The 26624-nt window shown below is 66.9% G+C and carries 34 protein-coding genes; 12 read left to right on the forward strand and 22 right to left on the reverse strand.

The window, feature by feature from the left end; translation table 11 throughout:
* The first annotated feature begins 13 nt into the window (after positions 1-13).
* Genes ACT2CW_RS42245 through ACT2CW_RS42290 form a run of 10 tightly spaced genes read left to right on the forward strand, consistent with a single transcriptional unit; the run spans position 14 to position 6071 of the window.
* Positions 14-415 (forward strand): hypothetical protein, encoded by a 402-nt coding sequence (locus ACT2CW_RS42245; protein ID WP_445520417.1) that lies wholly within the window; start codon positions 14-16, stop codon positions 413-415.
* On the forward strand, positions 412-951 hold the full coding sequence (locus tag ACT2CW_RS42250) for a hypothetical protein (RefSeq protein ID WP_445520418.1): 540 nt from the start codon (positions 412-414) through the stop codon (positions 949-951). Before ACT2CW_RS42245 ends, ACT2CW_RS42250 begins: the two co-directional genes overlap by 4 nt.
* The gene (locus ACT2CW_RS42255; protein WP_445520419.1) at positions 944-1381 is read left to right on the forward strand and encodes a DUF6221 family protein; all 438 of its coding nucleotides are present in this window, start codon (positions 944-946) and stop codon (positions 1379-1381) included. The genes ACT2CW_RS42250 and ACT2CW_RS42255 overlap by 8 nt, the downstream gene beginning before the upstream one ends.
* Positions 1374-2366 carry a glycosyltransferase family protein gene (locus ACT2CW_RS42260; protein WP_445520420.1) on the forward strand — a complete coding sequence of 331 codons (993 nt, stop codon included), beginning with the start codon at positions 1374-1376 and terminating at the stop codon, positions 2364-2366. Before ACT2CW_RS42255 ends, ACT2CW_RS42260 begins: the two co-directional genes overlap by 8 nt.
* Positions 2363-3400: a dTDP-glucose 4,6-dehydratase gene (locus ACT2CW_RS42265; RefSeq protein ID WP_445520421.1), complete on the forward strand. Its 1038-nt coding sequence runs from the start codon at positions 2363-2365 to the stop codon at positions 3398-3400. Before ACT2CW_RS42260 ends, ACT2CW_RS42265 begins: the two co-directional genes overlap by 4 nt.
* Entirely contained in the window at positions 3397-4041 is a 645-nt protein-coding gene (locus ACT2CW_RS42270) for a 2OG-Fe(II) oxygenase (RefSeq protein WP_445520422.1), read from the forward strand. The genes ACT2CW_RS42265 and ACT2CW_RS42270 overlap by 4 nt, the downstream gene beginning before the upstream one ends.
* On the forward strand, positions 4038-4730 hold the full coding sequence (locus tag ACT2CW_RS42275; RefSeq protein ID WP_445520423.1) for a glycosyltransferase family 2 protein: 693 nt from the start codon (positions 4038-4040) through the stop codon (positions 4728-4730). Before ACT2CW_RS42270 ends, ACT2CW_RS42275 begins: the two co-directional genes overlap by 4 nt.
* Positions 4730-5251: a methyltransferase domain-containing protein gene (locus ACT2CW_RS42280; protein WP_445520424.1), complete on the forward strand. Its 522-nt coding sequence runs from the start codon at positions 4730-4732 to the stop codon at positions 5249-5251. The genes ACT2CW_RS42275 and ACT2CW_RS42280 overlap by 1 nt, the downstream gene beginning before the upstream one ends.
* Positions 5252-5255: 4 nt before the next feature.
* Complete coding sequence (locus ACT2CW_RS42285; protein ID WP_445520425.1) at positions 5256-5852, forward strand: glycosyltransferase family 2 protein; 597 nt, start codon at positions 5256-5258, stop codon at positions 5850-5852.
* A gap of 9 nt (positions 5853-5861) precedes the next feature.
* Positions 5862-6071: a hypothetical protein gene (locus ACT2CW_RS42290; RefSeq protein WP_445520426.1), complete on the forward strand. Its 210-nt coding sequence runs from the start codon at positions 5862-5864 to the stop codon at positions 6069-6071.
* Between the two features lie 77 nt (positions 6072-6148).
* Here the strand turns inward: ACT2CW_RS42290 and ACT2CW_RS42295 are convergent, their stop codons facing one another.
* From ACT2CW_RS42295 to ACT2CW_RS42400, 22 genes are all read right to left on the reverse strand, one after another.
* Positions 6149-6346, reverse strand: a complete 198-nt coding sequence (locus ACT2CW_RS42295; RefSeq protein WP_445520427.1) for a hypothetical protein — start codon at positions 6344-6346, stop codon at positions 6149-6151.
* A gap of 14 nt (positions 6347-6360) precedes the next feature.
* Positions 6361-7356 (reverse strand): hypothetical protein, encoded by a 996-nt coding sequence (locus ACT2CW_RS42300; RefSeq protein WP_445520428.1) that lies wholly within the window; start codon positions 7354-7356, stop codon positions 6361-6363.
* Positions 7349-7972, reverse strand: a complete 624-nt coding sequence (locus ACT2CW_RS42305; protein ID WP_445520429.1) for a hypothetical protein — start codon at positions 7970-7972, stop codon at positions 7349-7351. The genes ACT2CW_RS42300 and ACT2CW_RS42305 overlap by 8 nt, the downstream gene beginning before the upstream one ends.
* On the reverse strand, positions 7969-10764 hold the full coding sequence (locus ACT2CW_RS42310) for a hypothetical protein (RefSeq protein ID WP_445520430.1): 2796 nt from the start codon (positions 10762-10764) through the stop codon (positions 7969-7971). Before ACT2CW_RS42310 ends, ACT2CW_RS42305 begins: the two co-directional genes overlap by 4 nt.
* A 4-nt stretch (positions 10765-10768) precedes the next feature.
* A complete protein-coding gene (locus tag ACT2CW_RS42315) occupies positions 10769-11968 on the reverse strand; it encodes a hypothetical protein (RefSeq protein ID WP_445520431.1) in 1200 nt (399 codons plus the stop codon).
* Entirely contained in the window at positions 11968-15627 is a 3660-nt protein-coding gene (locus tag ACT2CW_RS42320; RefSeq protein ID WP_445520432.1) for a phage tail protein, read from the reverse strand. The genes ACT2CW_RS42315 and ACT2CW_RS42320 overlap by 1 nt, the downstream gene beginning before the upstream one ends.
* Before the next feature lie 6 nt (positions 15628-15633).
* On the reverse strand, positions 15634-15834 hold the full coding sequence (locus ACT2CW_RS42325; protein ID WP_445520433.1) for a hypothetical protein: 201 nt from the start codon (positions 15832-15834) through the stop codon (positions 15634-15636).
* A 95-nt stretch (positions 15835-15929) separates the two neighbouring features.
* Positions 15930-16331, reverse strand: a complete 402-nt coding sequence (locus ACT2CW_RS42330) for a hypothetical protein (RefSeq protein ID WP_445520434.1) — start codon at positions 16329-16331, stop codon at positions 15930-15932.
* Positions 16332-16340: 9 nt separating this feature from the next.
* On the reverse strand, positions 16341-16901 hold the full coding sequence (locus ACT2CW_RS42335; protein WP_445520435.1) for a phage tail tube protein: 561 nt from the start codon (positions 16899-16901) through the stop codon (positions 16341-16343).
* Positions 16898-17071, reverse strand: coding sequence for a hypothetical protein (locus tag ACT2CW_RS42340; protein WP_445520436.1), 174 nt, complete (start codon positions 17069-17071; stop codon positions 16898-16900). The genes ACT2CW_RS42335 and ACT2CW_RS42340 overlap by 4 nt, the downstream gene beginning before the upstream one ends.
* 8 nt (positions 17072-17079) lie before the next feature.
* Positions 17080-17532, reverse strand: coding sequence for a hypothetical protein (locus ACT2CW_RS42345; RefSeq protein ID WP_445520437.1), 453 nt, complete (start codon positions 17530-17532; stop codon positions 17080-17082).
* Complete coding sequence (locus tag ACT2CW_RS42350; RefSeq protein WP_445520438.1) at positions 17532-17906, reverse strand: HK97 gp10 family phage protein; 375 nt, start codon at positions 17904-17906, stop codon at positions 17532-17534. The genes ACT2CW_RS42345 and ACT2CW_RS42350 overlap by 1 nt, the downstream gene beginning before the upstream one ends.
* Before the next feature lie 95 nt (positions 17907-18001).
* The gene (locus ACT2CW_RS42355; RefSeq protein ID WP_445520439.1) at positions 18002-18331 is read right to left on the reverse strand and encodes a hypothetical protein; all 330 of its coding nucleotides are present in this window, start codon (positions 18329-18331) and stop codon (positions 18002-18004) included.
* Between the two features lie 2 nt (positions 18332-18333).
* Positions 18334-18780 carry a hypothetical protein gene (locus tag ACT2CW_RS42360; protein WP_445520440.1) on the reverse strand — a complete coding sequence of 149 codons (447 nt, stop codon included), beginning with the start codon at positions 18778-18780 and terminating at the stop codon, positions 18334-18336.
* A gap of 2 nt (positions 18781-18782) precedes the next feature.
* On the reverse strand, positions 18783-19175 hold the full coding sequence (locus tag ACT2CW_RS42365) for a hypothetical protein (RefSeq protein WP_445520441.1): 393 nt from the start codon (positions 19173-19175) through the stop codon (positions 18783-18785).
* Between the two features lie 65 nt (positions 19176-19240).
* On the reverse strand, positions 19241-20146 hold the full coding sequence (locus ACT2CW_RS42370; protein WP_445520442.1) for a phage major capsid protein: 906 nt from the start codon (positions 20144-20146) through the stop codon (positions 19241-19243).
* Positions 20147-20278: 132 nt separating this feature from the next.
* The gene (locus ACT2CW_RS42375; protein ID WP_445520443.1) at positions 20279-21046 is read right to left on the reverse strand and encodes a phage scaffolding protein; all 768 of its coding nucleotides are present in this window, start codon (positions 21044-21046) and stop codon (positions 20279-20281) included.
* Positions 21047-21086: 40 nt separating this feature from the next.
* Positions 21087-22124, reverse strand: coding sequence for a hypothetical protein (locus ACT2CW_RS42380; protein ID WP_445520444.1), 1038 nt, complete (start codon positions 22122-22124; stop codon positions 21087-21089).
* Positions 22124-23665, reverse strand: coding sequence for a phage portal protein (locus ACT2CW_RS42385; RefSeq protein WP_445520445.1), 1542 nt, complete (start codon positions 23663-23665; stop codon positions 22124-22126). Before ACT2CW_RS42385 ends, ACT2CW_RS42380 begins: the two co-directional genes overlap by 1 nt.
* Before the next feature lie 45 nt (positions 23666-23710).
* Positions 23711-25240 (reverse strand): hypothetical protein, encoded by a 1530-nt coding sequence (locus ACT2CW_RS42390; protein WP_445520446.1) that lies wholly within the window; start codon positions 25238-25240, stop codon positions 23711-23713.
* A gap of 35 nt (positions 25241-25275) precedes the next feature.
* Complete coding sequence (locus ACT2CW_RS42395; RefSeq protein ID WP_445520447.1) at positions 25276-25518, reverse strand: hypothetical protein; 243 nt, start codon at positions 25516-25518, stop codon at positions 25276-25278.
* Positions 25515-26060 (reverse strand): hypothetical protein, encoded by a 546-nt coding sequence (locus ACT2CW_RS42400; RefSeq protein ID WP_445520448.1) that lies wholly within the window; start codon positions 26058-26060, stop codon positions 25515-25517. Before ACT2CW_RS42400 ends, ACT2CW_RS42395 begins: the two co-directional genes overlap by 4 nt.
* A gap of 143 nt (positions 26061-26203) precedes the next feature.
* Here ACT2CW_RS42400 and ACT2CW_RS42405 point away from each other — a divergent pair, with 143 nt between their 5' ends.
* Positions 26204-26434, forward strand: coding sequence for a hypothetical protein (locus ACT2CW_RS42405; protein ID WP_445520449.1), 231 nt, complete (start codon positions 26204-26206; stop codon positions 26432-26434).
* Positions 26434-26622 (forward strand): DUF7218 family protein, encoded by a 189-nt coding sequence (locus tag ACT2CW_RS42410; RefSeq protein ID WP_445520450.1) that lies wholly within the window; start codon positions 26434-26436, stop codon positions 26620-26622. Before ACT2CW_RS42405 ends, ACT2CW_RS42410 begins: the two co-directional genes overlap by 1 nt.
* Positions 26623-26624: the final 2 nt, after the last annotated feature.

A 26624-nucleotide genomic window follows, 5' to 3' on the forward strand; every position in this document is an offset into this window, starting at 1 on the left:
CAGGAGCACCCGCATGAGCAACCTCGTCGCCCACGCCCGCCGTGAACTCCGCCTCGTCGGCGAAGACCGAGACGTCATCGACGGCCTCTGCCGAGTCGTCCAAGCCTTCGCCGACATGGGACACAGTGGCGCCAGCGCCCACTACGCCGCCCTCTACCTCGACAAACTGCTCCGGTACCAGCCGCTGTCCGAACTCACCGACAACCCGGGCGAGTGGATCGACCGGCACGCCGACGGCACCACGCCCACCCCGCTGTGGCAGTCCGCCCGGAACCCGGAAGCGTTCTCCACCGACGGCGGCAAGACGTACACGCTCCTCTCCGAGCAGCAGGCGGCGGGTGACATGGCCACCACACCCATTCACCACAGCAAGGCACTCCCCCGGATGACCGAGCCCTCCGAGGAGTCGTCGTGACCGAGCCCATGCCTCTCACCGCCGAGCAGTTCCTGCCGGTGGCCGTGGCCATGGCGCGGCGCGAGCAGCAGCAGAAGGACGGCTTGACCCTGATCCTGGCGCCCCTGCCCAACTGTCCGGCCTGTGCTCGGTCTGCCGTAGAAGTCCACGCGAGCGAGACGAGGTTCCCCGACGACACTCTGAGCCTCCTGTTCCGGCCGTGCGGGCATCGCTTCACCGTTGCAGCCGACATGGGCTATGAGGTCGCACGGCTGGCCGAAGAGATCGCTACCAGAGAGGAAAGAGAAGGGGGCGACCTGCTGGCCGAGTACATCCCCCCGGCAGGCGAGAAGGTGTCCATCGGTCAGCCGGAGCCGCCCGTGTTCGTGATCGCCCTCCACTCCGACGACGGCACGCTGATCGTCGGTATCCGCCCGGACGGCAGCATCCAGCAGGGCCCCAACTACCAGCCCGATGCGGCGGCAGCCGAGTTCTGGGACGCCGTCACCCGCGCCGCACACAGCGCCGCGCCATGGACGGAGCAGGCCAGTGGTTGACCTGCACGCCTGGCTCCTGGAAGAGATCGGCAAGCGGGAGCAGATCGCTCAGGACCACCAGCAGCCGTCCCCCATCTGGGAGTACGACGACCTCGCCCGCGAAGTCCGAGACGCTGTCAACAGCGGAACCGTCGCGTTCGTCCCCCGCCGTGGAACAGGCGAGCACATCGCCCTCAACGACCCTTCCGTCGTCCTCCGCCGCTGCGCCGCCGACCGGAAACTGATCGCCGACATCACCGCTGAACGGCACCTTGTCGTTGAGGACTGTTGGTACACCTGCGCGGCGGCCACCGAAGAGCGCGACAACGGCGAGACCTGTGACGACGAACGGCGTGGCAATCCCTGCGACTGCGGCCGAGACACCCGTGTCGAACGGCGTCTCCGCATCATCGCCGAAGGGTACGGCTGGACGGAGAGCAGCGATGGCTGACCTGGATGTCTTCGGCTGGGCCGCCGACGAGACAGGCTGCGGCTACTACCGAATAGCCCTCCCGATGCAGGGCCTCGCCGGGCTCGGCTACCGAGTGGCGCACAGCATGAAGATGCCGTCCGAGGCTCGCGACAACCCGGACACGGTCATCGTCGGCCAGCGGGTGTGCAAGCCCGAGCCGTCCAAGCTGTGGCAGATGCTCGCCGCCCAGGGCCGCAAGTTGGTGTTCGAGGTCGACGACGACCTGTGGAACGTGGACGCCAGCAGCCCCGTCGCCCACGAGTACTTCGCCCGCCCGGAGATCCGTGCCAACCTCCAGCGGAACATCGAGGTGGCGACCGCCGTCACCGTCACCACCGAGCCCCTAGCCGAGCGCATCGCCCAGTGGAACCCGAACGTGCACATCGTGTCCAACGCCGTACCCGACTGGCTCCTCGACCACCAGCCGCAGCAGCGCGACGACGGGGTCCTCACCATCGGCTGGGGCGGATCAGCCACCCACGCCATGGACTTCGACCAGGCAGCCGACCAGCTCCGCCGATTCCTCGCCCGCAACCCGAGCACCGAGTTCCACTGCATCGGCAACGACTACGGCACATGGATGCGCATCCCCGCCGACCGGGCCCGGTTCACGCCCTGGGTTCCCGGCGTCGAGGACTTCCTGCGCACCATCGACTACCACATCGGCATCGCCCCACTGAGGCCGCACCTGTTCAACCAGTCGAAGTCCACTCTGAAAGCGATCGAGTGCGGGGCTCTCGGTATCCCCATCGTCGCCTCCGCTGTCCGCCCCTACGAGGACTACGTCTGGGACGGCACAACCGGATACCTCGTCCGCCGCGATCACGAATGGGCTGCCTGCCTGCGAGCTCTCGCCTATGAGCCCGACATGCGACGCGAGATGGGCATGGCAGCCCGCGAGCAAGCCCGGCAGCACACCATCACCCAGACCGCACCGCTATGGGAGAAGGCGATCCTCGGATGACCAAGCACGTACTCCTCACCGGGGCCGGAGGGTTCGTCGGCTCCCACGTCCTCCGCCACCTCATGGCCAACACCGACTGGACCGTCGCCTGCCCGGTGACCTTCCGGCACAAGGGCGTGCCGAAGCGGATCGCCTCCGCGCTGGAGACCAACCCGGAATGGTGGGAGAGGGTCGACGTCGTCTACTGCGACCTGTCCGCACCCATCGACCCCGTGACCGCGACCCGCTTCGGGCGGGTCGACTACCTGCTGAATGTCGCGTCCGAGTCGCACGTCGACCGCAGCATCGAGGCCCCGGGTCCGTTCGTGCGGAACAACGTCGAGCTCATGACGAACGTGCTCGACTACGCCCGGCAGGCGCAGCCCGAGGTGGTTCTCCAGATGTCGACGGACGAGGTGTACGGCCCGGCCCCTGACGGCTACGAGCATCGCGAGTGGGACCCCGTGCTGCCGTCGAACCCGTACAGCGCGAGCAAGGCGGCGCAGGAAGCCGTTTGTTTCACCTACTGGCGGACGTTCGGTGTGCCCGTGGTCATCTCTAACACGATGAACATCATCGGCGAGCAGCAGGACCCCGAGAAGTTCGTACCCAAGACCATGCGAGCCCTCCTCCGTGGCGAGCCAGCCACAGTGCACGTCTCCCCCAAAGGGCGCCCCGGTAGCCGCTTCTACCTGCACGCCAGGAACCTCGCCGACGCGTGGCTGTGGCTCCTCCGTAATCACACCCCGCAGATGTACGGGCAGCACGACCGGCCGTCCCGCTTCCACATCGTCGGTGAGCGGGAAGTCGACAACATCAAGATGGTCCATCTCCTCGCCCGCTTCATGGGCATCGAGGATCCGAAGCTCGACCTGGTGGATTTCCACTCGAGCCGGCCGGGCCACGATCTTCGATACGGGCTGGACGGCAGCAAGCTGGCCGAGGCCGGCTGGACCGCGCCGCTTCCCCTGGAGGATTCGCTGCGGCGGACGGTGGAGTGGACGCTGGGGCATCCCGAGTGGCTCGGGCTCACTGCGGCGGAGGTGGCGGCGTGAGGTTCACCATCGCGCACGAGCGCCAGTTCGCTGATGCCGCCCCGTTCCCGCATCTGGTGGTCGACGGTTTGTGGGACGTGGGGCTGCTGCGGGCGGCGGCTGCCGAGTTCCCTCCCGGGGACGATCCGCGGTGGATCACCTACCCGGATCCGAAGGAGTACGGCAAGCGCTCCGGGGATGCTCGCTTGTGGGGCCCGGCGACCCGGTCCTTCTTCGACCTGGCGCGCAGCGAGGAGACCTGCGGAACGCTGGACGCCCTGACGGGTATCGGCCCGCTGACGGCGGACGATGTGGGTGGTGGGATGCACATGACCGGGCCGGGCGGTCGGCTCGCGCTCCATCGGGACTTCAACGTGCACCCCACGTTGCCGCTGGAGCGGCGCCTGAACATGCTCGTCTTCCTCAACGACGGGTGGGATGCCGACTGGGGCGGGGTGCTGTACTTGGGCGCCCGGCGTGAGGTTGAGGTGCTGCCGCTGTTCAACCGCACCGTCATCTTCGCCTGTGGCCTGGAGTCGTGGCATGGGCATCCGGAGCCGATCGTCGGCGAGCACTGGCGTCGTTCGCTGGCTGTCTACTATTACGCGCCGCTGCGGGCCGAGACGGCGGATCCTCACACGACCATCTGGAGTGCCGCGTGAACCGACCCTTCCGCGTCGCGGTCGTCCCCACGCGGGACCGGCACGCCATGCTCGCCGACTGCGTGGATTCGGTCGTCGGCCAGGTCGACGCCGTCTACATTATCGACAATGGCAGCGTTCCCTCGATCGACCCCGACCAGTGGGCGCAGGACAGCGGGGCGTTCGTGGGGTCCGCTCAGGTGGATCTCGACCCTCCGAACATCTCGACGCTGTGGAATTGCGGCATCCGTCTTGCAGAGCACGCCGCAGTGGTGATGGCGGGCGCTGGCGAGTGGGATATCGCCGTGCTCAACTCGGACGTGGTCGTGCCGCCCGACTGGGTGGATGGGTTGTCGTCGGCGATGCGATCCACCTCGGCGCTGCTCGCCTACCCGGACCAGCACGGCGGTGCTGAGCAGATCCTCCACACCCGGGCTGAGCCGGTCGATCTGCGGCAGCGGATCACGGGCTACGCGTACATGCTGCGTGGCGACGCAGGGCTGAGGCTGGATGAGTCGATGGCCTGGTGGTACAGCGACGACGACCTCGACTGGACGGCCCGTGAGCAAGGCGGCGCGCTCCTCGTGCCCGGCCTGGCCGTGGAGCATCGCTGCCCGAACGGATCCATGCAGGAACGCCTCGAGCTTGCCGAGCAGGCTGCGCGGGATCGGGAGACGTTCGTCGCCAAGTGGGGGAGGGCTCCGCACTGATGCATCCTGAAGCACGTGACGGGCTGGCCCGCATGCTCAAGGACTCCGGCCTCGCCCTGGGCGCCCCGTGGCGGGTGCTGGACCTGGGCGGCCGGGACATCAACGGCAGCATCCGTGATCTGCTCCCCCACGCCACGTGGGCCGGCTGCGATGTCGAGCCGGGATCCGGGGTGGATCTGGTGCACGACGCGACGCAGCCGTGGCCGATCGGCTGGGACCGCTACGACATCGTGGTCTGTACCGAGGTTCTGGAGCACGTGCAGCTGTGGCGGTGCATCCTCCGAACGGCGTCGGAGGCGCTGCGCCCGTCCGGCCCGCAGGCCCTGTTCGTCACCTGCGCCTCGGACGGCAGGTACCCGCATGGGGCGTCTGGTGCCCCGTCTCCGGCACCCGGGGAGTGGTACCGCAACGTGTCCCCGCAGCCGCTCCAAGAGGAGCTGGAGCATCTGTTCCGGCAGGCGACGGTCACCTACAACCCGCGTCCGGGTGACGCCTACGCGTGGGCGCAAGGAGTGAAGTGAAGCGATGAGCGGCATCACAGTGGTGATTCCCACCCATCCGGCGCGGGTGCGGAACGGCATGACGAAGCGGGCCATCGGCTCTGTGCTGGGCCAGACCTTGCCCACCGAGTCCATCGTCGTTGAGCACGACCTCGCCCGGGCTGGCGCGCCTACTACCCGGGACCGCGGGCTGCGGAAGGTCACTACGCCATGGACGGCGTTCCTCGACAGCGACGACCAGCTCAAGCCGGTGCACCTGGAGCGGTTGATGGAGTGCGCCATCGAGACGGGCGCTGACTATTGCTACGCCTGGTATGAGGCCGTGGGGTTCGGCGCCGATCCGCTCCCCCACTTCGGCCGCCGCTTCGATCCGGAGCGGCCGACGCAGACGACGATCACGATCCTGGTGCGCACCGAACTCGCCCAGGCCGTGGGGTTCCGCCAGCCGCCCGAAGGCGCCCTCATCAATGGCGAGCGCTATGGCGAGGACTTCCAGTTCACCGTGGAGTGCGTCAAGGCGGGCGCCCGCATCGAGCACCTGCCCGAGCGCACCTGGTTGTGGAACCTGCACGGCGCCAACACCTCCGGGCGGGCCGACCGCGGCGACGCCCGCACACGATAGGAGCAGCACATGGCCGGTCAGATCAGCATGGAAGCAGCGCTTGCCGCGTGCCGGGAGCGCATGGGCGAGCTCGTCTATGAGTCGGTGCTGCTGCGCACGAAGGTCAAGGAGCTCGAGGCCGAACTGGAGCAGTTGCGCCCGCAGGCGTCGGCCGGGCCCGAGACGATCCCTCCCCCTCCCGGGCCGGTCGACCGATCGGGGCTAGGGGCGGCGGAGTAGGCCGATGAGATAGGACAAGGCGATGATGCCGACCTCGACAACCAGGATCGTCTCGAAGAGGGACACGGCTCCTCCGTTCAGATGGATTCGTTGACGGTGGTGAACGCGGTCGCGGTGACGCTGACGACCCCCGGCAGGCTGGCCAGATAGTCCTTGACGGCTGCGGCCAGGTCCCCATCGGGGACCTCGACCTGCTCGGTACTGAGCACCTTGACCTCGACCTGCGCTCCGAGGTCGCTTCCGTGTGCCTGCACTCTGATGTAGTCGGCGTTCATGATGGGTGCCCCTTTCAGGCGAGTCGGCGAATGTACATGTAGGAGTTGGCGAGGACGGTGACCGCGTCGGTGTCGGACACGGTTTGGGACCACTGCAAGGTGACACTCCCGGCGGTTCCGCCGATCGTGATGATGGATTCCTCGAGAATGGCGACGGCGCTGGCTTCGGATTGGTAGCTGCCGGTGGTGGAGTACTGGCGTCCTGCGAAGCGGCCTCGGGTGTTGGTGCCGCTGCCGAAGTCGGCGGCAGTGTCTCCGGAGCCGTGCATGAGTTTGAGGCCGGTGGATCCCGATGGCACATTCCAGGCGGTTCTGATGTCGGTACTGGTGGGGTCGGCTGTGGTGGCGAAGACCACGAACCTGATCAGGTAGATGCCGCCTGCGACGACCGTGGCTGTAAGGTGCGGGTCGTCGGCGACGGTGCTGACGCTGGTGCGTGCGGTGTCGGAAGGCTTGATGACGTAGCGTTCCTGGCCGGCGCCGGTCACAGCGAGATTACCTACGAGGGTGAGCGTTCCGGTGCCACTGCGAGACAAAGTGACATCGAGTGCTGCCGCACCTCCGGGGCCCCAACTGATGCCGCCGTCAGCGTTCACGAGCCATCTGCTGCTGGTGTCACCGCTGACTCTCGACGAGATCATGTTGCTGCTGGCCGACGACAGAACCGTTGAGAGGGGGGCGCTACTGCTGCTGCCGCCGATGTTGAGCTGATGCCCGCTAGTGAGGTCGAGGTCAGCGTCGAAAGTACTGGCCGAGTTGGGTATCTGTACCCAGCCGGCGGATGCTGGGCTGGAGCCGTTGTGGACGTAGGTGCGGGCGGTGTCGGTCTCCCTGATGGCCTTGCCGCTGTAGGGCGTGGACGGGCGGGTGGTGGAGGTGCATGCTTGGAAACCTGCCGCCAGGTCGATCTTGTCCCAGTTCTGGTTGAGATCCTGCTGGACGTTGACGAGCTCGGAGCCGTCGTTGAGAGGCTTGTACAGGCCGAGCCTGCTGGTAGACGGTTCAGGCACGGTCGGCCTCCTCGTTTTCACCGCTGCGGGCGTTCGCCCGGCGGGCGATCCCGGGGTCTATGGGCAGCCCGGCGCGGTCGGGTACCTGTTCGCCGCGCAGACGTCGACGGGTGCGGTCTACGTGCTGCGCCATAGCCGCCACGCGCTCCGGGTCTGCGCCGTGCTGCCGGATGACATCTAGCGGGTCCTTGCGGCCCTTGGGGGCCGAGATCCGCACCCGGTTGGCCTTGGTGTACTGGATGCGCAGCAGGTGCGCCTCACGGGCCTGCTCGACCGTCTCTGCCGTGTACAGGGTGGTGGGCACGAGGTCGCCTGCGTGCACTGTGCCCCGGGAGACGGGGGCTGGTGACATCAGCCCAGCCGCTGCTACCGGATCGTCGTCTGCGCTGAGCCTGTCGTCCGGGTGTGGGGCATGCGGCTCGTGCAGCACAACGTCGAGCAACGTGTCCGCGTCGGCCAGGTCGATGCCGTACTCGGCGGCCCTCCACTCCAGAGTGTTCTTGGGGAAAACGTGGTGCCGCACATCCCCGGCCGCATTCTGGTAGGTGACGTGCCACAGGTCGCGCCCGGTGTCCTCCGTGACGCCAGTGACCGTGTACTCGATAGGGGCCATCATGACGTCCTAAACACCCAGAAGTTGAGGTCCCAGTTGCCGGATCCGGCCGGGCTGATGTCGACGCTGAAACTGCTGGCGGATTCGGCTGTGATCCCGAATGTGTGGAGCACGTTGTCGTACACGGTGACGATGGGCCGCATGAAGCTGTCCATGGTTGGCCCGTAGCTGACGGCGATTCCCGTCCCCGCATTGATCACGATGTGGCCGGTGAACAAGCCCTCGTTGGAGTCGACCGCGTCGAAATCCTTCCAGCGCCCGTAGTGGCGAGTAATGCCATCAGACTGGAAGCGCATCCAGTTGGCACTGCTGCCGCCATCTGTCCAGCCCACGTCGGCGTTGGTGCTGGTGATACGAGTGAAGCCACCCCGAGTACTCTGGTCATCCGCTCGGATGATTTCAAAAATGCTGATGCTGTCGGTGAGGAATAGGCGCGGGGATACGGTGACGCCGCCATCGTCGGACTGGCCGCCGTTGATGCCGAGCGTTGGATACGTGTCGAAGCCGACGGCGTTGATGAACGCGTAGTCGCTGCCGACCGTGGGATAGAAACGGATTTCCGGGAGGTAGGTGGCGGTCGGGTTGATCTCGATGCGGCGGCCCGTGGTGCCCGAGAGGAGCTGCCCAACGATGCTGACGTTACCGGTGGCCGCTTCGGCGTACAGCGTGCGGGTGCCACCCGCGTTGTACACCTCGATGCCGTCGCCGCTGATGCGGGTTCGTGCCCCAGTGTCTGCGGTTTTGATCTCTCCGGCCATCACCCAGGACGCCGTGATGGTGCCAGCCGTGACCTTCGAGACGGTGAGGTCGGAGATGTGGGCGTCGTCGATCAACAGTGCGGTTGCGGTGGCCGCATCACTGGGCCCCGACTTGTTGCCAGTGATGTCGACCGCGACCACGCGCACGTAGCGGGCCGAGGTTTCCTCTACCGGCACCGTGACCACGACCGGGATGCCAGCCTGGATCATGCCCGCCGTGGCCGACGCCTTCCCCTTGAGGGTCGTCTCGGACGGGGTGAAGGTGGGCTCGTAGTCGACATGGATCTCAAGGTGGTGCAGGTCGCTCTCGAGGTTGAACGTGCCGCCGGAGCTCTTGCCCAACGTGTGGGTGACCTGCACGGCGATCCGGCTCGCAGCCACCGTCGGGGCAGCCGGAGTCGACGGCGGAATGTTGTCCTCGGACGCCACGAACGTCGTCACGGGGCTCCATGCCCCGACGTTGCCCGCCTTGTCGACGGCCCGAATCTGCACGTCGTAGCCCACACCCGGCGACAGATCCTGCAACTGTGCTGTGGACTCGCCCCAGGCGACGAACATGGTCTGCCAGTCCCCGTCCGGAGCCGCGAATGGCTGCGCCCACGTCTGAAGATCCATCCAGCGCACCTGCGAGACCTGCGACCAGGTCGCCGGGTAGATCATGTCGGTGTCGATCGCCCAGCGGATCTCGAAATGGTCTCCATCGAGGACAGTGCTGCCATCCACGTTGTTTGGCGCGTTCCACGAGAGGATGACCCGGGCCCGGGTGAAACCGCGGCCGTCCAGGTAGGCGGAGCCGACGAACGGCTCCACGAACGTAGGGATCCCCGGCACGCTCGTGTCCGAGTTTGGCCGCGACCCCACCGGCTCCGTGCCGGCCGAAGTGAGCGCCCGCCCAAACTCGCCGACCGTAATCCGCACATCGGACTGGGACTCGAACTGGACGTGATCGGTGAGGTCCCACCAGGTGCCGTCTCCGGCCCGGTAGGCGACCGTGTATCCGGCGGTAACCGGCCACTGGGTTTCGGCGACCCGCAGCTTGATGGGATTGATGCGCCCCCCACGGAACGTCACCTCGTTCGCGGTGTCGACGAGGCCCTGGTCGGGGTCATACACCCACACGTAGTCGCCAACCTGGAATGAGCCGTGCACGTCGTAATCGCTGGTGGACAGCTCGAGGGAGTCGCGGGTGCCCGTGTACTGGTTGAGAGCTACCGCAGCCCTGGTGTCGGCATTGCCAGTACTGGTGTCGGACTCGGAGACCAGCCGTGTGAGCCGGACAGCGTTGCCGTGCAGGTCTCTGTACGAGGTGCCTGGGGTGATGTCCGCGGTGCCTGTGGCGATGCTCTCGCCGTTCCCCTCGGCCAGCAGCACCACTCGCGTGGAGTAGTCCTCTACATCCCTGCTGACGCCGGTGGTGCCGGGGAGGGCACGCAGGTGCATGTCCTCCCCGGCACCCCGCTTGACGATGACGCACACCGGATCGGTGACGTATAGGTCCGCCTCGGGGCCAGCATCTATGGTGCCGTTGCCGTTGACGCGCCAGCCGACGGGCACGCTGGTGGTGGACATGGTGTCGCACACGTAGGTGATCGCCTTGCGGGGTGTCTCATAGATGTGGCGGCCCGAGTAGAACCCTGCGACGGGGTAGAGGGTGCCTGGGGTGACGGCGCCGGAAGCGGGCAGCAGCGTGGTGACGGCGGTGGCGAAAGTAGCGCTGGCGGGTTCGACGGCGTTCTCGTAGACGCTGCCTTTGTCGTCTTCATCGCCGAGCCAGAAGGCCATGCCGACGCCACCGATTTTGGTGGCGTCCTCGATGCGTTTGGTGCGGCGGTCGTCGTCAACACGACGGGAGCGGACGACGCCAACGTAGCGGGCCGCGGTGAGGAGTCCGTCACCGTAACCCGCTGGGTCGATCCGGCCGGGGATGATGGCGATGTGCCCGAAGTAGTCGATGGCGTCAAGAGTCTCGCGGGGTGTGGACGACGACAGCTCGATCTCGAACGAGCCGAGGGCTTCGAGGATCTCCGTTACGGCCATTCGGTCACCGCCTCACCGCGTAGACCGCTTCGGGCATGCTGGCGATGTACTGATTCCGCAGGTCCGTCGCCGTGTCCCCTGAGACAGCACTGCCTCCTCCTGCCGCGACACCGATCCAGAAATCCAGCGATGTGGCGCTCGACTTCACCAGCCCGCCGTTGGCGTGGACGGTGAACGTGCGCGCCGAGCCGCAGGCGAACCGGTTGCCGTCGGCGTCGTTACCGGACGCAGTGACGTAGCCGGTGCCACTAGTGCTGGACTCCAGGGTGCGCAGGTAGGCGCCGAGGGTCGTCGATGTGCCGGTCTGAAGGTAGCCCTCGACGAACCTACTGCCGCGGCGGAGGGCCAGGTCGAGTGTTGCCCGGCCCGGGGAGAGGCTCTTGGTGAGGCGCAGGATGACGTGCTCGGGGTCGTTGCGCAGAAGCGTGGCCCCATCCCACGAGGTGATACTGGCTCCCGAACCGGCGACGCTGATGTTCCACTCCTTGCTGCGCCAGGCGCCACCTGTGTACGTCTGCACATCCAGCGTGCCCGAGGCGCCCGGTGTGACGTTAACGAGCCCGTTGGTCAGGGCCCAGCCGGCCGGGCCGAGGCTCTGGTCGGTGCCGCACAGCTCGGTACCCGACGAGGTGAGGCGTACCCGGCCGTTGAGGTAGTTGGTGGGGGTGCAGCCCCAACGTGGGGAGACGCCTGTGGGTACGCCACGGTAGACGGTGATGGTGCCGTCTGCGCCGGCGCGGGTCATGCTGGTCGGGTTGCTGCTGCCGGTGTAGTAGCTGTAGTGGCCGATGGGTGGTGCATGCCAACGCTCCCCCGTGAGCGAGAAGTCGTTGGCCCGGACGATGCCGGTGAGGCGCGACTGGAGATCGACCTCGGCATCCGACCCCAGCCGTGTGGCCTGGATCTTCCAGTCGGAGGTGACGATGTCGGTGCGCCACTCCGTGTAGTCCGCGCTGACCGAGGTGACGGTCACGTAGCAGTTGCGTTCGGGTTTGTCAGTCCATGTTGCAGGTACGACGGCGCCTTCGACGAGGGCGCACAGGTTGTCGTGCCGCCACACCAGGTCGGCCCGTGTGAGGGGCGGGCTGGATTCTTGGCCTTCGAGGTCGATGGTGCGGTTGTCGCTGCTGGACTCGCCAGCCTTGAACGTCTCCCGGAGGAGGAGGCGGCCGATGCGGAGGTCTCCGTAGTCGCCTTGGGGCATTAGCGTCGCCTCTCCTTGTCGCGCTTGCGGAGTGCTTCGCTGATCTCGGCGGCGAGGGCGTCGGCGACCTTCCGACGTTCGGCTGGGGAGGCCATGTCGAAGCTGCCGTTGACGTTGACGGTGAGGTTTTGGATGTTGGTCATGGCTGCGGCTTGCTGCCAGGATGCGGGCAGTGCGGCTGGGGTGACGAGCCGCATCGTGCCCGGGGTGGTGATCAGGCTCTTGCGGGAGGCGAGGCCTTGGTTGAAGCCGTCGGCGGTGTGCTGGCCGAGCTTGGCCATGACGCGCGACGGGGACCGGATGCCGAGGGCGGATTTGATGGCCCGCTCCATGCTCTTGGCGATGGTCATCATCTGAGCTTCGATGGCCTTCTGCTTCTCCGTGAGCCCCTTGACCAGCCCATCGGCGGCTTTGATGCCGGCCCCGTACATGCTGTCAGCGACGGTGGTCCCGGCTTTGTCGGCGGAGGAGACGAGCTGTGCCTGCAACGCGTTGATCTGTTTGATCTGCTCTGGTGTGGCGGTTAGGAGGGATTGGGCGGTGGCCATGCCGCCGCCGGTGACTCCGGCTGCGGCGATGTCGGAGATGGCGGTAGCGTTGAGGCCGCGCTTCTTCAGCTCTTCCAGTTGCTTGGAGAACTCGGTGGTGCGGCCGGTGTCGGACTTGAGCTGGTTGATGAGCGCCTGCGGGTTGGTGCCGTACTTGCCGATTTTGGTGATGTTCGCGAAGCCGATCAGGTTGGACTTGACCGACGCCTTGAGGTTGTCGAACTGGCCCTTGAGGTCGTTGAGCTTGTCCTTCGCCGAGTCGAGCGCCTTTGCGTTGGCCTCGGCTGAGTCGCGCAGCTTGAACAGCGACGACGCCGAGCGGGTCAACTGGTTCAGGAGCCGTGTTTCAGTCGCCCCCGAGAACGATCCCTTGATCTTCGTTTGGAGGCTGTACAGCGACGAGATCAACGCCGACTCGTCCGCGGGCTTCGCGAGCATGCCCCGGATCTCCGGGTTCACCCGGCCCGCGATCGTCGACATGTTGCCGAGGGTCACGTCCCCGCGCAGCGACGACCTGGCCTCAGCCTGCTTCCGCGCGGCCTCCTTCTGCTTCTCCGTCAGGCCGCCCTTCGCGAAGCGAGGCAGACGCCCAGAGTTGACCGCATCCATGAACCTGACGCCGTACTTAGCGACCGCCGCGGCCTTCATCACGTACTCGGTGTTGCTGATACGACCCACCGCACCGCTGGGGAACAGGCTCAGGATGCTGTCGGACGTGCCTGTGCCGGGCCCAGTGACGTATCCGCCGTCCGGGTACATCTGCACGTCACCGCCGCTGGCGTAGCTGCGCACTCGGCCGCCTCGGGCATACGGCAGCTGTCGCACACCGCTGCCGGGTTTGCCTACCGAGTAGTAGCGGGTGGTGACGCTGATCGTGACGTTCTTCGACTGCAACGCGTCGCGGGCCCGCTGGACGGCGGCGATGTTGGCCGCGGCCGAGCCGGTGCTTGCGGTGACCTTGAACGAGCCGTTCGGCAGGTGGGTGACCTTGAAGCCGATGTTCTCCAGCGCCTGAATGGCCGACGCGCTCAGCGTTTTGACGGTGACGCTCTTGCTGCCCGGCGTGGCTTTGATCTTGGCGATGACCGCGTTCAGGCCAGCGATCGCGTCCTCACGCCGCATCTCGATCTTCGTGGACTTCTTGTCCGGGATCTTCAGGATCTGGGAGGCGAGCTTGTTGGCCTCGCTGCTGCTCAGGCCCATCTGCATGGCGTACTCGACAAGCTTCTGGCGACCCCGAGAGTAAATGCCGTTGACCTGCTCCCAACTCGACCCCGACTCGCGTGCCTTCGTGGCGGCGTCATCCGTCTTGGTCGCCAGGTCTTGCAGCGCGGTGGACGCGTCCCTCGCCTTCTGGCTGTTCAGGTCCAGCTCGCCGTGCACCATACGCAGGGAGTTCGCGTTGGTCTTTGCCGCCGCCGCAGCGTCGTCGATCGCCTGCTCAAAGCCGATCATGCCGCCCAGGCTGCCGCGGTTGGCCTCGTTCAACGCGACGATCGACTGTCTGAGCCCGTCTGTCGACCGCTTCTGCTCGTCGAGCTTGGCCTTCGTCGACATGGCCTGCTGCCCGAAGAGTCCCATGCCCTGGGCGGCCAACTGCTGGTCGGCTTTCAGTGCGGCGACGCTGGCCTTGTACTCCGGGAACAGTTTGTTGATCTCTTTGGTGCTGTACCCGGCATCCGACATAGCCTTCTTGATCCGGTCGAAACCGGATGCGGCCTGCTCAGCGTTGCCAGAGCTGACCATCTGGGCCATGGACTTGTCGAGCGATTCGAAGTCCTCCTGGAGCGCCTTGAGGGACTTCCCGCCCATGACCAGGTCATCGACCTTGCCCGACACCCAGTGAGCCACATCGTCCAGCACCGGCACCTTGAAGCCGAGCACGTTCTTCTTCGACGCCTCGGTGGCCTTGTCAAGCTCCTTGACTTTGGCGATCAGGCCATCCATGTTGCCGAACGTCTTCTGCAACTCGCCCGTGAACTGGCCCGAGGTGGCCAAATTCTTCAAACTGGTGGTGAGCTTGTCCACGTCCGGGGGTGCGCCGCGAGCCTTCTCCGCCAGCTTGGAAATGCCGAGGGCCACTCCGCCGAGGATGCCAAGGCCGACAGCTGCCTTTTGCAGCTTCGACATCTGCTGCCAGGCACCGGTGACAGCTCCCGTGAACCCCCCCGCCCACGTGGCGGCAAAGAAGGTGCCGATACGCCTGACCGCCGTGGCTGTGAAGACAGAGGTGACCCCAGCCATGCCCAGCTTCAGTAGCCTGAGTCCGGCATAGAGCTGCAAGAAGGTTCCTAGAGCGCCAGTCGGCACCGCATTGATCAGCTTCGCCAGACCGTTCGCCACGGTCAGCAGCGTGACACCAAGATCTCCCCCGGCATCTGCCAGGTGCAGGGCAGCCCTCGCCAGATTTCCCAGCGTCTCAGAGACCAGAGGCCCCATGTCCCGGGCCTTGTCTATGAACCGATCGAAGCCGCCGCCCGCAGCGAAACTGGCCAGCTTCTCCCCCAGGTGAACGATGCCGTCCAGCATGAACCGCAGCGACTTCTGCGCGAAGTTGTCCACCTTCACCATGAACGCGTCGAAGCCCGGCGACGCCACCCCGCCCGCGATCAGGGTCACGAACCGGTCCAGCTCAGTCGACGCGGTCTTCACCAGCGGACTCATCTTCGGCAGCAGCGCCTGAAACAGTTGGAGCGAGTGCGTGACCGGCTTCATCGTGTCGTCAGCCAAGCTGTCCGACCACGCCTTATAGGAGTCCTTCAGCGACACGAACGCCGCAGTGGCTTCCCTTGTGGCCTGCGGCATCTTCGACAGAGTCCGCTGGTACTCGCTCTCGGCCTTCGCCGCCTCCTGCGAGGACTTCCCCGACTTCTCGACCGCGTCCTTGTACTTGCTCTGAGCTTTGACCGCGTCGGACATCTTGGAGATCTGCGGGATCACCGCTGCCCCGAACGCGGCCAGGGAGGTACCCGCGGCGGCAATCCCCGCGCCAGCAACAGCGGCAGCGGGCCCGACCGCCCCGAGTGCCCCGATGACACCCAAGATGGCAGCCTCGGCCTTCTCGGTGCGTGCATCAACCTGCACGTGGCCGGAGGCGATGAGGAACGACATTGAGGGCTACACCTCCACTCTCTCTATGAGGCCGGGCACGATCAGGTTCATGGCGTCGACGTCCACCTGCTGTGGCTCGTCGGGGCTGCTGGATCCGGTGCGTGCGGGCTGCTGCTCCTTCTGCTGTTCTGCGGCCATCGCGGCGGCCATGGCACCGTCGTAGGCGGGGGTTCGGTTGGCCAGGGCGAGAAACCGTTTGGCGCCCACGACCTGGGTGCTGAGGTCGATGCGGTAGATGGCGAGGAAGTCGGCGTCGAGATCCTCCTCGTGGTCGACGATCCAGCTGTGGTCGCGGACGTTGGCTACGAAGAGGGCGAAGCTTTTCCCGCCGCTTCCTGGTCGCTTTCCATGTGCTTGAAGAACAGGCCGTTCGTCAGCTTCACGATCTGATCGAAGTTGTCCTGGGTAATGGCCTGCCGCTCGTACAGCTCCAGGAGCCGCACGTATTGGGGCTTGCCGAGGAGGAGTTCCATCAGGCTCATGGCCGCGAAGACGGCCCCTTCCTGGCGGATGCTGTTCATGGCGAGGAACACGAGCCGCTCGTTGATCACCTTGGGGACGGTGAACTCTTCCCCGTCGATGATGAACAGCGGCTCGCGGGCCTCTTCGACGGGCCTCTCCTTCGAGGTGGTGATCTCGAGGATGCCGGTCTGGGGCTCTTCCGCGACCGGAGCGGTGCGGGTTCGGGGCGCTCTGGTGGTCATGGCGGATCCTTACGAGGTGGCGTCGACAAGCTTGAACGGGGCGATCGAGGAGGTCACGAAGAAGCCGCTCCACTTCACGGTGAACAGCGTCTGGGAATCCTTCTTGTAGGTGCTCTCGACCTTGTCGTTGGACAAGCACTTGCGGATGATGAAACGGCGCCGCAACTGGTTGGGGCCGTAACCGTCGAGAAGGACCGCCCGGTACGTGGGCTGGGTCGCCGAGCTGGCATAGATCGGCTCGAAGCTCTTGAAGCCCGAGCCACTGGCCGCGGTGCCGTCGTTGAGGATGTATCGCAAGTTCTCGAGCGTCGGCTCAGCCAGGTTGGTCTCGATCGTGAACAACCTCTTGGTCAGCCGGGCGCCGGCCACGTCGACGATCTGGTCGACCTCGAGGTCGGTGTAGGTCTGGTCGACGGTGAGCTTGCAGCCGTCCTGGGTGCCGCCGAGGTCGGTCCACGCCGAGGCTGCGGGGGCGTCGTTGACGGCGGTGTCGGTGGGCTCGGTGGCGCCGAAGTCGGCGAGGTAGAGAGTCGCCGGTCCCATGATCAGGTTGGTGGTGGTGACGCTCATCGGTCAGCCTCCTTGGCCTTCGCCGGGGTGGGGGTCTTGGCCGGTGCGGCGGCAGGAGTGGAGTCGGACGGGCGCGAGACGAGGAGGCCCTGGCGCTCCAGGTCCAGGTACTCGGCGTCATCCACCTCGACGTCGACGTGGGGCTGGATGGTGGTGCGGACGGTTCGCATGGCGGCTCCTAGAGGCTGATCCAGTGCAGGGCGAGGTCGGCCGTGTAGCGGGCGTAGGACGAGTCGTCGCCAGGCAATCGACGGGGCTCCGTCAGGAAGTGGGCGGTCATGACGCGGGCCTGCGGATAGCCCGGCAGGAGGGTGAGGGTGCGCTGCATGCGCGCCTCGTCGTATGTCGCGGCCACCGCCAGCTCAGCCAGTGAGGCGGCCTTCCCCCACGGGGGCTTTCCCGAGTTCGGGTTGACGGCGTAGAAGTCCAGTTGCACCACGGGCTCCCGGAGTGCGTAGTGCAACTGGGGCGAGCCGCCGACCGCTGGGCACACCTGCACGAAGCCGTTCGCCTCCCACGTGGACACGTCCGTGGGCAGGGTGGTGGCGACCTGTCCCGGCTCCATGCCCTCGGCACCCTGTAGCCAGGCCACAGCTACGAGCTCTGTGTTCGCGCGCTGGGTGACGGTCATCAGCGACCACCCCGCCGCCGGTAGAGGGCCGGCCGTAGGAACGGCTGTGCCGGGGTGCCGGGGTGGTTGACCTTTGCCACGGGGTGGCGTGCGCCGGGCCAGTACAGGGCTTTGGCGTTCTTCGGGGTGATGATGTGCGGGGCGGAGCCGAATTCGACAGTCATCCAGTACGGCACGTCCCTCACCCCGACACGCAGCTCACCGCGGTTGACCTCGTGGTACAGGGACGCGCGGAGCCGGCCGGTCTTGACGGGGGCCAGGCGTTCGGCGTCGTTCTGGATTTCACGGCCGAGCTTGTGGAGGTAGCGGGTGACCTGGTTGCGCAGCCATCCGGGCCAGCCGTGGTTCACGACCACGCGGTAGTCGGCGCCCATCGCCCTGCACCTCCTCTACGTCGGCGGGCTGTGCTGCCCCTGCTGGCTGGCCGTTTACGGGCCACGGATGCCGTCGGGGCGGGTGTATGTCGGAGCTACGCGGCTCGTCCTGTGCGTTTCAGGTCCAGGCGCAGCGGCTGCGCCATGACCGGGTTGGCGTTGCGGGTGACGGACACGACGATGTAGATCTCGCCGCTCTGCTCGTCCCGGATCCGGTTCTCTTCGGTCACCGATGTGGCGGGCGACAGGCGGCAGACGTGAGTGCGGACGATGCGCGGCGTGCCCGTCACCGGCTCGAAGGCCTGCCGGGTGGCCTCCATCAGCGATGCCGGAATACCGGTGGCGAGAGGGGTTTCGGTGTCCTTCTCGTCGCCGAACTCGTCGGTGGTCGTGCCGCCGAGAACACTAACGGTGGTGGTGGCCATGTTCACGGGCTGTCCCCCATCGGCGTCCACTCCTGCCGATCGTCGGAGCCCTCAGCCAGGGGGTTCGCAGCCCAGCCGTAGCCGTCCTCGAATGGCGACCGGAGGTGCACGGTGCGGGACCGCATCCACGACACCCGCTGCAACGCCCACTTCGCCATCGGCGCCAACACCATCGCCTTCGCGTCCAGCGAGGCCACGACACCGTCCTGCTGCACCTGGCTCGAGTCGAGCCGGGTGCTCACGTCGTACTGGCCGACCAGCCACGCCGCCTGATAGGCGACCGCCTTGCCGAGCCAGTACACGTCCCTGGTGCGCATGCGCGGCGTGTCCGCGTAGATCCGGTTGGAGAACACCTCGACCGCGGCCTGCGCCTGGACAAGCTGGGCCCAGGTCACCGTCACACCCGTGGTGTCGATGACCTGCTGCGGCGTCGCCCAGGCGTCAACCATCGTCAGCCCTCGCCGCGCAGCACGTCACGTGGTGTCGTGGTATCTCCGGGGGCGTGGTCCACCGAAGAGGGCACGGTGTCGACGCTGTAGGTCAGCGTCAGCGACAGCCCGTCCGGGTGGTCTTCGGCGCCGTCGAAGCGGGGTTCGCCTCGGGGGTGCAGGCCGCGCTGGATCGCCTCGTTGGCGACGGCCGCACCATTGGCCGTGTGGCTTTCCGCCTCGTCGCGCCCAGGCCAAGTGGACTTGAGGACGACGAACTGCTTGACGTGCCGGGTTCCGTCGGCGCCGTCTGTGGATCGCTCGTCGACTTCGACGGCGGGCTCGCCGGCCTTGGCCGGGAACTCTGCCGCGCGGGCCTTCGACTCGGTCGCGGCGGTCTTCTTCGCTGCTGCCATGGCCCACCTCCTTCATCTGTCCCGCGCCGCCGGGCCGTGGGAGCGGCGCGGGAGATGGGGGTGGATTAGCCGACGAGGATGGAGGCGCCGGCGGGGTGGCCGTAGGCCCAGCCGCGGCGGGCGCGCATCTTGAGGAGCGACTCGTCGGTGAGAGCGGAGGTGCCGTCGCGGCCGTCGATGAACACGGACTCGGGGCCGCTGCGGATGCCGAGGAGCATCAGGTCGGTGGACACGAACGCCATGAGGGGGCGGCCGGTCGGGGAGGAGGTGGCAGTGGCGCTGGTGCGGGCGCCGAGGCTCCAGCTGATCGGCACGCCGAAGATGGTGTCGGGCGTTCCGGCGAGGCCCTCGATGAAGATGGGGCGCTGCTGGGTGTCGAGGACGCCACGCAGGGTCTTCTTGAAGCTGGGGTGTGCGATGGCGATCATCGTGGCGGGGTCGTAGTAGTCGCCCGACTCGACGAGTCCGATGGTGTTGGAGAAGTCGGCGTAGGTGGGGCCTGCGCTGCCGGAAACGGTGATGTTGCTGTCGGCGGTGTAGCCGATGGTGGCGTCGGTGGTGTGGAGCAGGTAGTACAGCGAGGTGAAGGGCACGCCGGTGCCGGGCGCTGCGGTGACGGCCAGGCTGGCGTTGTCGAGGATCTTGGCGTAGGAGATGCCCCAGTCGGACATCTTCACGGCGAGGGTGTCGGGGAGGGCATCGTTGATGTCCTCTTCGGCGATGCGGAGCACCTTGCCGAACTTCTTGGCGGTGAGGATGACGTCGTCGTTGAGGGAGGTGTCCTCGCCGTATGCGCTCCCCTTGTCGATGACCTCGACGCCCATGCCCGCGGAGCGGGGGGCGTGCCGGGTGTCGGACGACATGGGGATGCGGGAGGCGCGTGCCTCGACCACGGAGGTCTGCGTGATGCGCTGGATGACCTTGGAGTCGTACTCTTCGGGGATCCAGGCTTCGAACGTGTTGCGTGCCACTGCTGCTCCTGCGGGCGCGTGATGGGGAAGCTTGTCGGCTCGGCCCCCATCACGGGCGACCTTCGCATTAAAGGGCAGTCACGGTTTCGATCACCGAAATCGTTGGCTACATCATCACTATATCTTCATTTGTCAAGTGCCGAGCACTCGTGCCGCGTGACGCTCCGCCGCCGACCGAGGCTTCTCATCCACCGGCTTCCGCTCCGCGCCCGTCGGCCGCACCTTCTTCTTCGCCGCCGGCTGCGCAAAGAACTCGGGGTACTGCGACTTGAGCGTGTCGATCTCCGCCTCGAGGCCCGACACTTCACCGTCGTCGTCCACGGACACGCCATCGGTGTCGATCAGCTTGTACAGGCGCTCGAACCGGTCCCGGATCTTGGCCGCGTCTCCCTCGGCGACCGCGAACGCCCCAGCCTCCGACAGTGCGGCACGTGCCGCGGCCCGCACCAGCGGCGAACGGAACTTCGCCTCGCCCTGCTCGCGTGCTTCGCGGAGCGCCTTCTCGTGCTCCGTCTCGTCGGCCCGCGTCTTCTCCTCCAACTCGCGGGCCCGGAGCCGGTTGCGCTTCGCGTCCTCGTTGGCCTTCTTGAGCGCGGCCTGAGTGCGTGTCCACTCGTCGCGCGACGGAGGCACGTAGTCGTCGTCGCCGGGCTTGGCCTCCGCCTTCTTGGCCTCCGGCTTGGGGCCCGGCTTCGGCTTGACCTCGGGGACCTCTTCGTCCTCCGGTTCCTCCTCGACCTCCGACTCGGGCTCGTCGTCAACTTCGACGTCGTTGCCCTCGGAGCCTCCGGCGATGTTGTACACGGGTCGCCCTGCCACGACACCTATGACGGTGCGCGGCGGCAGGCTGATCCCAGGCGCCTGGTCGACGATCTCGGCGAGGTCGGTGTGGTTGTTCACGGTGTCTCCCATCACGGGGTTGCGGGTTGCGGTGCGCCCATCACGGGCGCCCGGTGGGTACAGAACGGTTGGTGAAGCGGCCAGCAGCGATGGCGGTGGCCGCGTATGCCTCCACGGAACGGGGCAGGTTGGCGCCGCGGCGGAGGAGCTCAGCGGCAGCCCGGATGCGGGCCGCATTGGACTCGGTGGGCAGCGAGAAGCCGCGAGCGATACTGCGGCGGGCCTCACGGCGGAGCGCCTCCGGGAACGACGGCACGCCGGGCTCGGCCCACTCGTCCTTCCAGGCAACTACGCGGCAACGGCAGTGCGGATGGAGCGGAGGTGCGGGCAGCGGGTCGCCGTGGCCGCGCTGCCGCGGATCCCAGGACAGGCCGCCTGGGAAGTCGTCACTCACGTCCGCCACCAGTCCGGCGTAGGCGGCGCAGCGCACGCACGCGTCCCGCTCCGTGACCCAGAGTTTCTGCGCCCCGTTCGCACGAATCCCCGCCGTGAGCCCCTCGTTGAGGGCCCGGCCGACGACCCATGTGATGTGGGAGCGAACAGCGGAGAGTGCGCCGCGGGCGGTGCCGATGCCGGTGAGCACCTGGCCCCAGCGGCGCGCCACCGTGGGGCGGAGCATGGCGAGGGCCCGGTCGCGCCGCTCGGTGACGATGTCCCGCACGCGTGCGGCGGCGTCCCGCAGGGACCGGCCGGGCCGAGGCGGGGGTGTGCCCGGGTTGCGGCCGGTGGCGTCACGGACGAACGCGGTGTGCTGCTGGGCGCCGAGCAGTACAGCGTCCGTGAGCGTGTCGTCCAATGCGCGCTGGGCGCGGGGTCCGAGCGGGGCGAGTAGGCGCCGTATAGCGGCCCGCACAGCTGCGAGGATGCGCCGAAGCGCCGGGTCGCTGGTCGCGTCCCCGGTGGTGTCGCCGAATGCGGTGGTCCAGGCGGCGAGGGTGCGGCGGACCAGGGTGGTGAAGTCGTCGTCGAGGTTGCCGAGGACGCGCTGTGTGGCGCGGTCTTCGAGGCGGATGACCGCGTCGGTGTGCTCGCCCTGGATGAGCCGGGCGAGGCGCTCGTTGAGGTTGCGGCGGGCCATCAGGTCTTGGCCTCTATGCCGGCGAGAAGCTCAATGTCGGAGAGCGCTCCGGCGAGCAGCTGCTGCACCTGCTCGCTGGTGACCACGCCGAGGGCGGCTGCTGCACCCAACTTCTGGGCACTGTCGGCGACAGCGGCGAGGATGCCGACGCGTCGGGACAGTTCGGCGTCGTCGACGCCCTCGAGCCATTCGTCGACCTGCTCCGCGCGGTAGCCCGCCTCCATGAGGGCTTGCTTGCGCGGCACACCATTCTTGATCTTCTCGCCGACGGTCTGCCAGCCCTCCTGGGTGTCGACCGTCTCGGCCGGCACCCAGCGGACATCCACGACAGGTTCCTCAACACCGAGCTGGCGAAGGCTGAAGACGAACGCTTCGCGGTGCGTGCTGCCAAAGCTGAGCTGCCGGTTGCAGATCTTGCGGGTGAATCCCGCATCCTGGCCGCGCACGGACTGGCCGGACGGCTGCTCGCCGGACGGGTCGAACATCCAAGTGGGCGTGGTGGTGATCTGCGCCATTGCCCGCACGTTGAAGATGATCGGGTCGAGGAACACGCTCGGCTGTGCGGCGTCGAACTGGCCGACGGCCTTGAAGCCGCGGAGCAGCATCAGCTCGCCCGGTCCGGCTTTCAGGCTGGAGTCGTCGCCGGAGTCGGACGGGCCCTGGTCGCGGTCGTCCGGGGGGAAGTCGGCGTCGTCCCAGTCGCCGGGCTCCAGGTCGCCGGTGTCGGTGGTGGCCGCCTCGGTGAGGGCGTAGCGCTGGGGGAAGCCCTGGTAGTCGACAGTGCCCATGTGGGTGGACTGCAACTTGTTGATGGCGTTCTGCGGGCCGTAGGCGCCGAAGTGTTCGGGCACCCCGTAGGGGCGGTCGGTGCGGTAGTGGAAGACGGGGATCTCGCCCCAGTCGTGCTCGATGAGCCACGAATCGGGGTCGACCTCGCCCGTGTCCTCGTCTGGGCCAGCAAGCCAGTGCTCCCAGTCGGCTTCGTCTTTGCCGCTCGTGTTCTTCTTGGTGGTCCAGCGTTCGATGCGGTCCGGGTAGTACAGCTCGACTCGCCGGTAGCAGCCGTCAACCCAGCGTTTGATCGCGAATTCTTTGAGCCGCGGGTTCTCCTGCGAGTAGATGATCCGCACCGTCTGCGGCGAGTTGTAGAACATCTCGACGCGCAGCACGGTCCCTTTGTCGTCTTCGACGGGCAGGCAGATGAGGTAGGCGTCGCCGTACTCGCAGCCCCGACGGTGCAGGTCGGGGAGCTCCAATGCGAGGTTGTTGTCGTCCCAGAGTTTGGCGATGAGGGTGTTGACGGCGTTGTCGGGGCTGGTGATGGCGGCGACTTCGAGGCGGTCGACGACGGCGTTGACGGCGGTCTTGGCGAAGTTGAGGTCGAAGTCGATGTCGTTGGCGCGGAGGGCGCGGCGGATGCGGGAGCTGGCGAACACTTCGGGGACTTCGCCCTCGTAGTAGGCCTGGGCCCTGTCGTAGTCGGCGCGCGCGTCGGCGAGTTCCTGGATGCCATGCATCAGGTCCATCAGGTCCGCATCCACGGCCACCACCCTTCACTAAGGCGATAATACCTCTCCACCTTTGAATCAAAGGTAGCTTGAGGTGCTGGCCTTCGTAACCGCCTTCGATGACGCTGGAATGAAGCGGCGCACCGCCGAACCCACAGCATCCACCAGGTCATCGTGCGGAGCCTTCGGGAACGCGCACATCTGCTCTTCGAGCTCCCGCAGCTTCTGCACGTGGAGAACTCGACCCCGCTGGTAGTGGTTCAGCACCCCCTCGGCTCGGGCGAACTTGTTCTCCGCCTGCGTAACCGTCTTCACCTTGACCGGCATGTGATGCAGGACAGACTGCCAAGTGTCGTGACCTTGGTTGACCTCCAGCAGGATGAGGCCAATCTGCGGAAACTCGTCGAGCATCGCCAGCACGCGATCCCGCAGCAGGGGGCCTGGCTGCACCTTGAGGGCGGTCGCAGCGTGGACGGTGCACCGCTTCCGTTGGGCCGACCACGACACCACCGCCAGCCCGGTGAAGTCGCTGCTCTTCTTCGCCGTCACCGCAGGGTCAATGCTGAGCATCATGTGAGTGATCGGGTCCGGCCCCTCCTCGCCCGGGTAGCGGAAGTCGTCCGGGGTCCACAGATCCCCATCGGAGCCGAGCGGAGAGTTGTCGTAGTTCTTGGCGAAGCTCCGGGTGTGCCGTATGGACTGCAAGTATTCGATGGACCACTTGGCCGGCCAGATGGATCGTTCGGTGCCGTCGTCCCGTTTGATGATGGGGCGGTAGTGGCGGACCTGGAAGTTTTCGTCGCGGATCCAGTCGGCGGTCTCGATGCCCTGGGCGTGTTTGGACAGGGCATGCACGATGCTTCCCGGCATCGTCACCGTGCCCACCAGCAGAACGCGGGCGAAGACATTCAAGGGGAGCACGGAGTCCTGCAACGTGGTGAGCCGCTTGGCTGCCTGGTAGGGGCTGTAGCTGCTCTCATCCGGTTCCACGTCGTCTGCCAGCAGGAGGTCCGGCCGCCGCTCGCCTACCTTGAGTCCAAGGCTGGACGCGTCGATACCGCGGGCGGCGAACACAAACCCGGACTTGGCGATGAACATCGACTGAGTGTCCGCCATGTTCGCCCCCGACGGGCGCTTCCCCGGGGCGCAGAGATCAGGGAAGTCCTGACGCAGCAGTTCATTGGTGTCCAGTTCGCGCTTAAAGGTGGCCAGGTGTGTCTCGGCTTGGATGGCCGAGTCGGCGAAGGCTGCGATAAAGCGGGCGAAGCCATGGGCTGCGGCCCATGCGGGTAGCGCGAGGAACGCCATGGTGCTTTTGCCGCACGAGCGGGGCGCGATCCACGCCATGCGGTCCTCGGCCGGCGCCTGTACGGGGCGCACCCACTGGCGGGCCTGCCGGAACCAGTCGAGGTGCGCATCGGCGAACGTCACCTCGCCGTCACGGCCTTTGAGGTGGTGGCGGAGGTAAGTCACGGCGAAGAGGGCGGGCGACAGCCTGGTTAGGAGACGACGCCCCTCCGAGGTCGCCAGCAGTCGGGCGTCGAGCGTGGCAAGCCAGCCCTGTAGGTCGAACGTCTCGGCGTTCGCTCGTGGGTCGTATGGGTCCACCACCCTTGGGGGCGCCGTGGTCGCTACGCCGCCCATCAGTCCCCATCGACCTCGACGTCGAACTCCTCCACGGTGACTTCAGCGCGCAGCAGGATCATGCCGACCGGCGGTGGCACTTCACCTGGAGCCTGACGGATGCGGACAGGAGTGACAGGCTCGTAGCCCTGTATGGCGATGCGGTCGAGGAGGTGTTGCTGGAGGGCGTTACGGTAGCCGCTGTCGTGGAGTAGCCAGGAGGGGACGAGGCTCTCGATCCCGCAGGTGGTGCGGGTGGTCATTCGCTGGCCTCGCCGCGGAGGGCAGCCTCTTCGGCGGCGACCTTGGCCTTGGCTTCGGCGATGATCTCCTGCATCTCCAGGTCCTGCTGTGTGACTTCGGTGACCTGGGCTTCGATCTTCGTGACGTGGATGCCGAGCACCTTCGACTCCTGTTCGATGGTGCGCGAGATCCCGTTGAGGGCCCGGTCGACGGCGAGCGCGGCGGCTACCTCGGGGCCCTTCTCCTCCGTGCCCATGGCGCGCTGCCAGTGGGCGTCTCGGAGTGCTCGGTGGTCGCGGAGTACGCCTTCGAGGCGTTCGATCTGGATGGCGCGCCATTCGTCGACGCGGGGGTCGACTCGGCGTGCCGCTTCGTCGTGGATGAGTTCGCCGACGGTGCTGGCGGCGATGCGTTTGCCGCCGGTGGGTCCGTCGGGGGCGGCGGTGATGGCTTCGATGGCCCGGTAGGAGAGGCCCTGCGCTTTGAGATCGAAGACGATGGCGGCTTGCTCTGCGCGGTCGGCGATGTTCTTGCGCCTTGAGGGGCTGGGTCCTGCCGCCATCTTCTCTCCCCGGTCCGATGATTCCGAAGAATCACGCCATTCTCACCTTCGAATCATAGGATAGATGGCCGATTGGGTAGGCGAATCCCTACCAGGGCTGACCTTCTGGGCGCACCATGGAAGGCAGCGGAAGGGAGAACGTCATGACCAAGTCCCCCAAGATGACCGCCAAACGCCGCAAGCGCCTACCCAAGTCCTCGTTCGGCGTGCCCTCCAAGCGCAAGTACCCGCTGGACACCAAGGGCCGGGCACGCAACGCCCTCGCACGGGTAGCGCAGCACGGTTCGAGCAGCGAGAAAGCCCAGGTTCGGAAGGCTGTCCGCCGCCGCTACCCGTCCATCACCGTGGGCGGCCGAAAGCGGGGGAAGCGCTGATGGTGTCGGACCGTGGGGGCCGCTGGGGATTCGTCTACCGCTCCCGCCAAGCCGCGTACAGGGCGCTGCGCCGTCAGGGCGCCAGCAAGTCGAAGGCGGCCCGCATCTCCAACGCCGGCCGCTACTTCGCCGGGCGGTCGCGCATGGCCCGCAAGGCTGCGCGCACGCGACGTCGTCACGGCAGATAGGT

Source organism: Streptomyces sp. NEAU-174 (assembly GCF_052665095.1).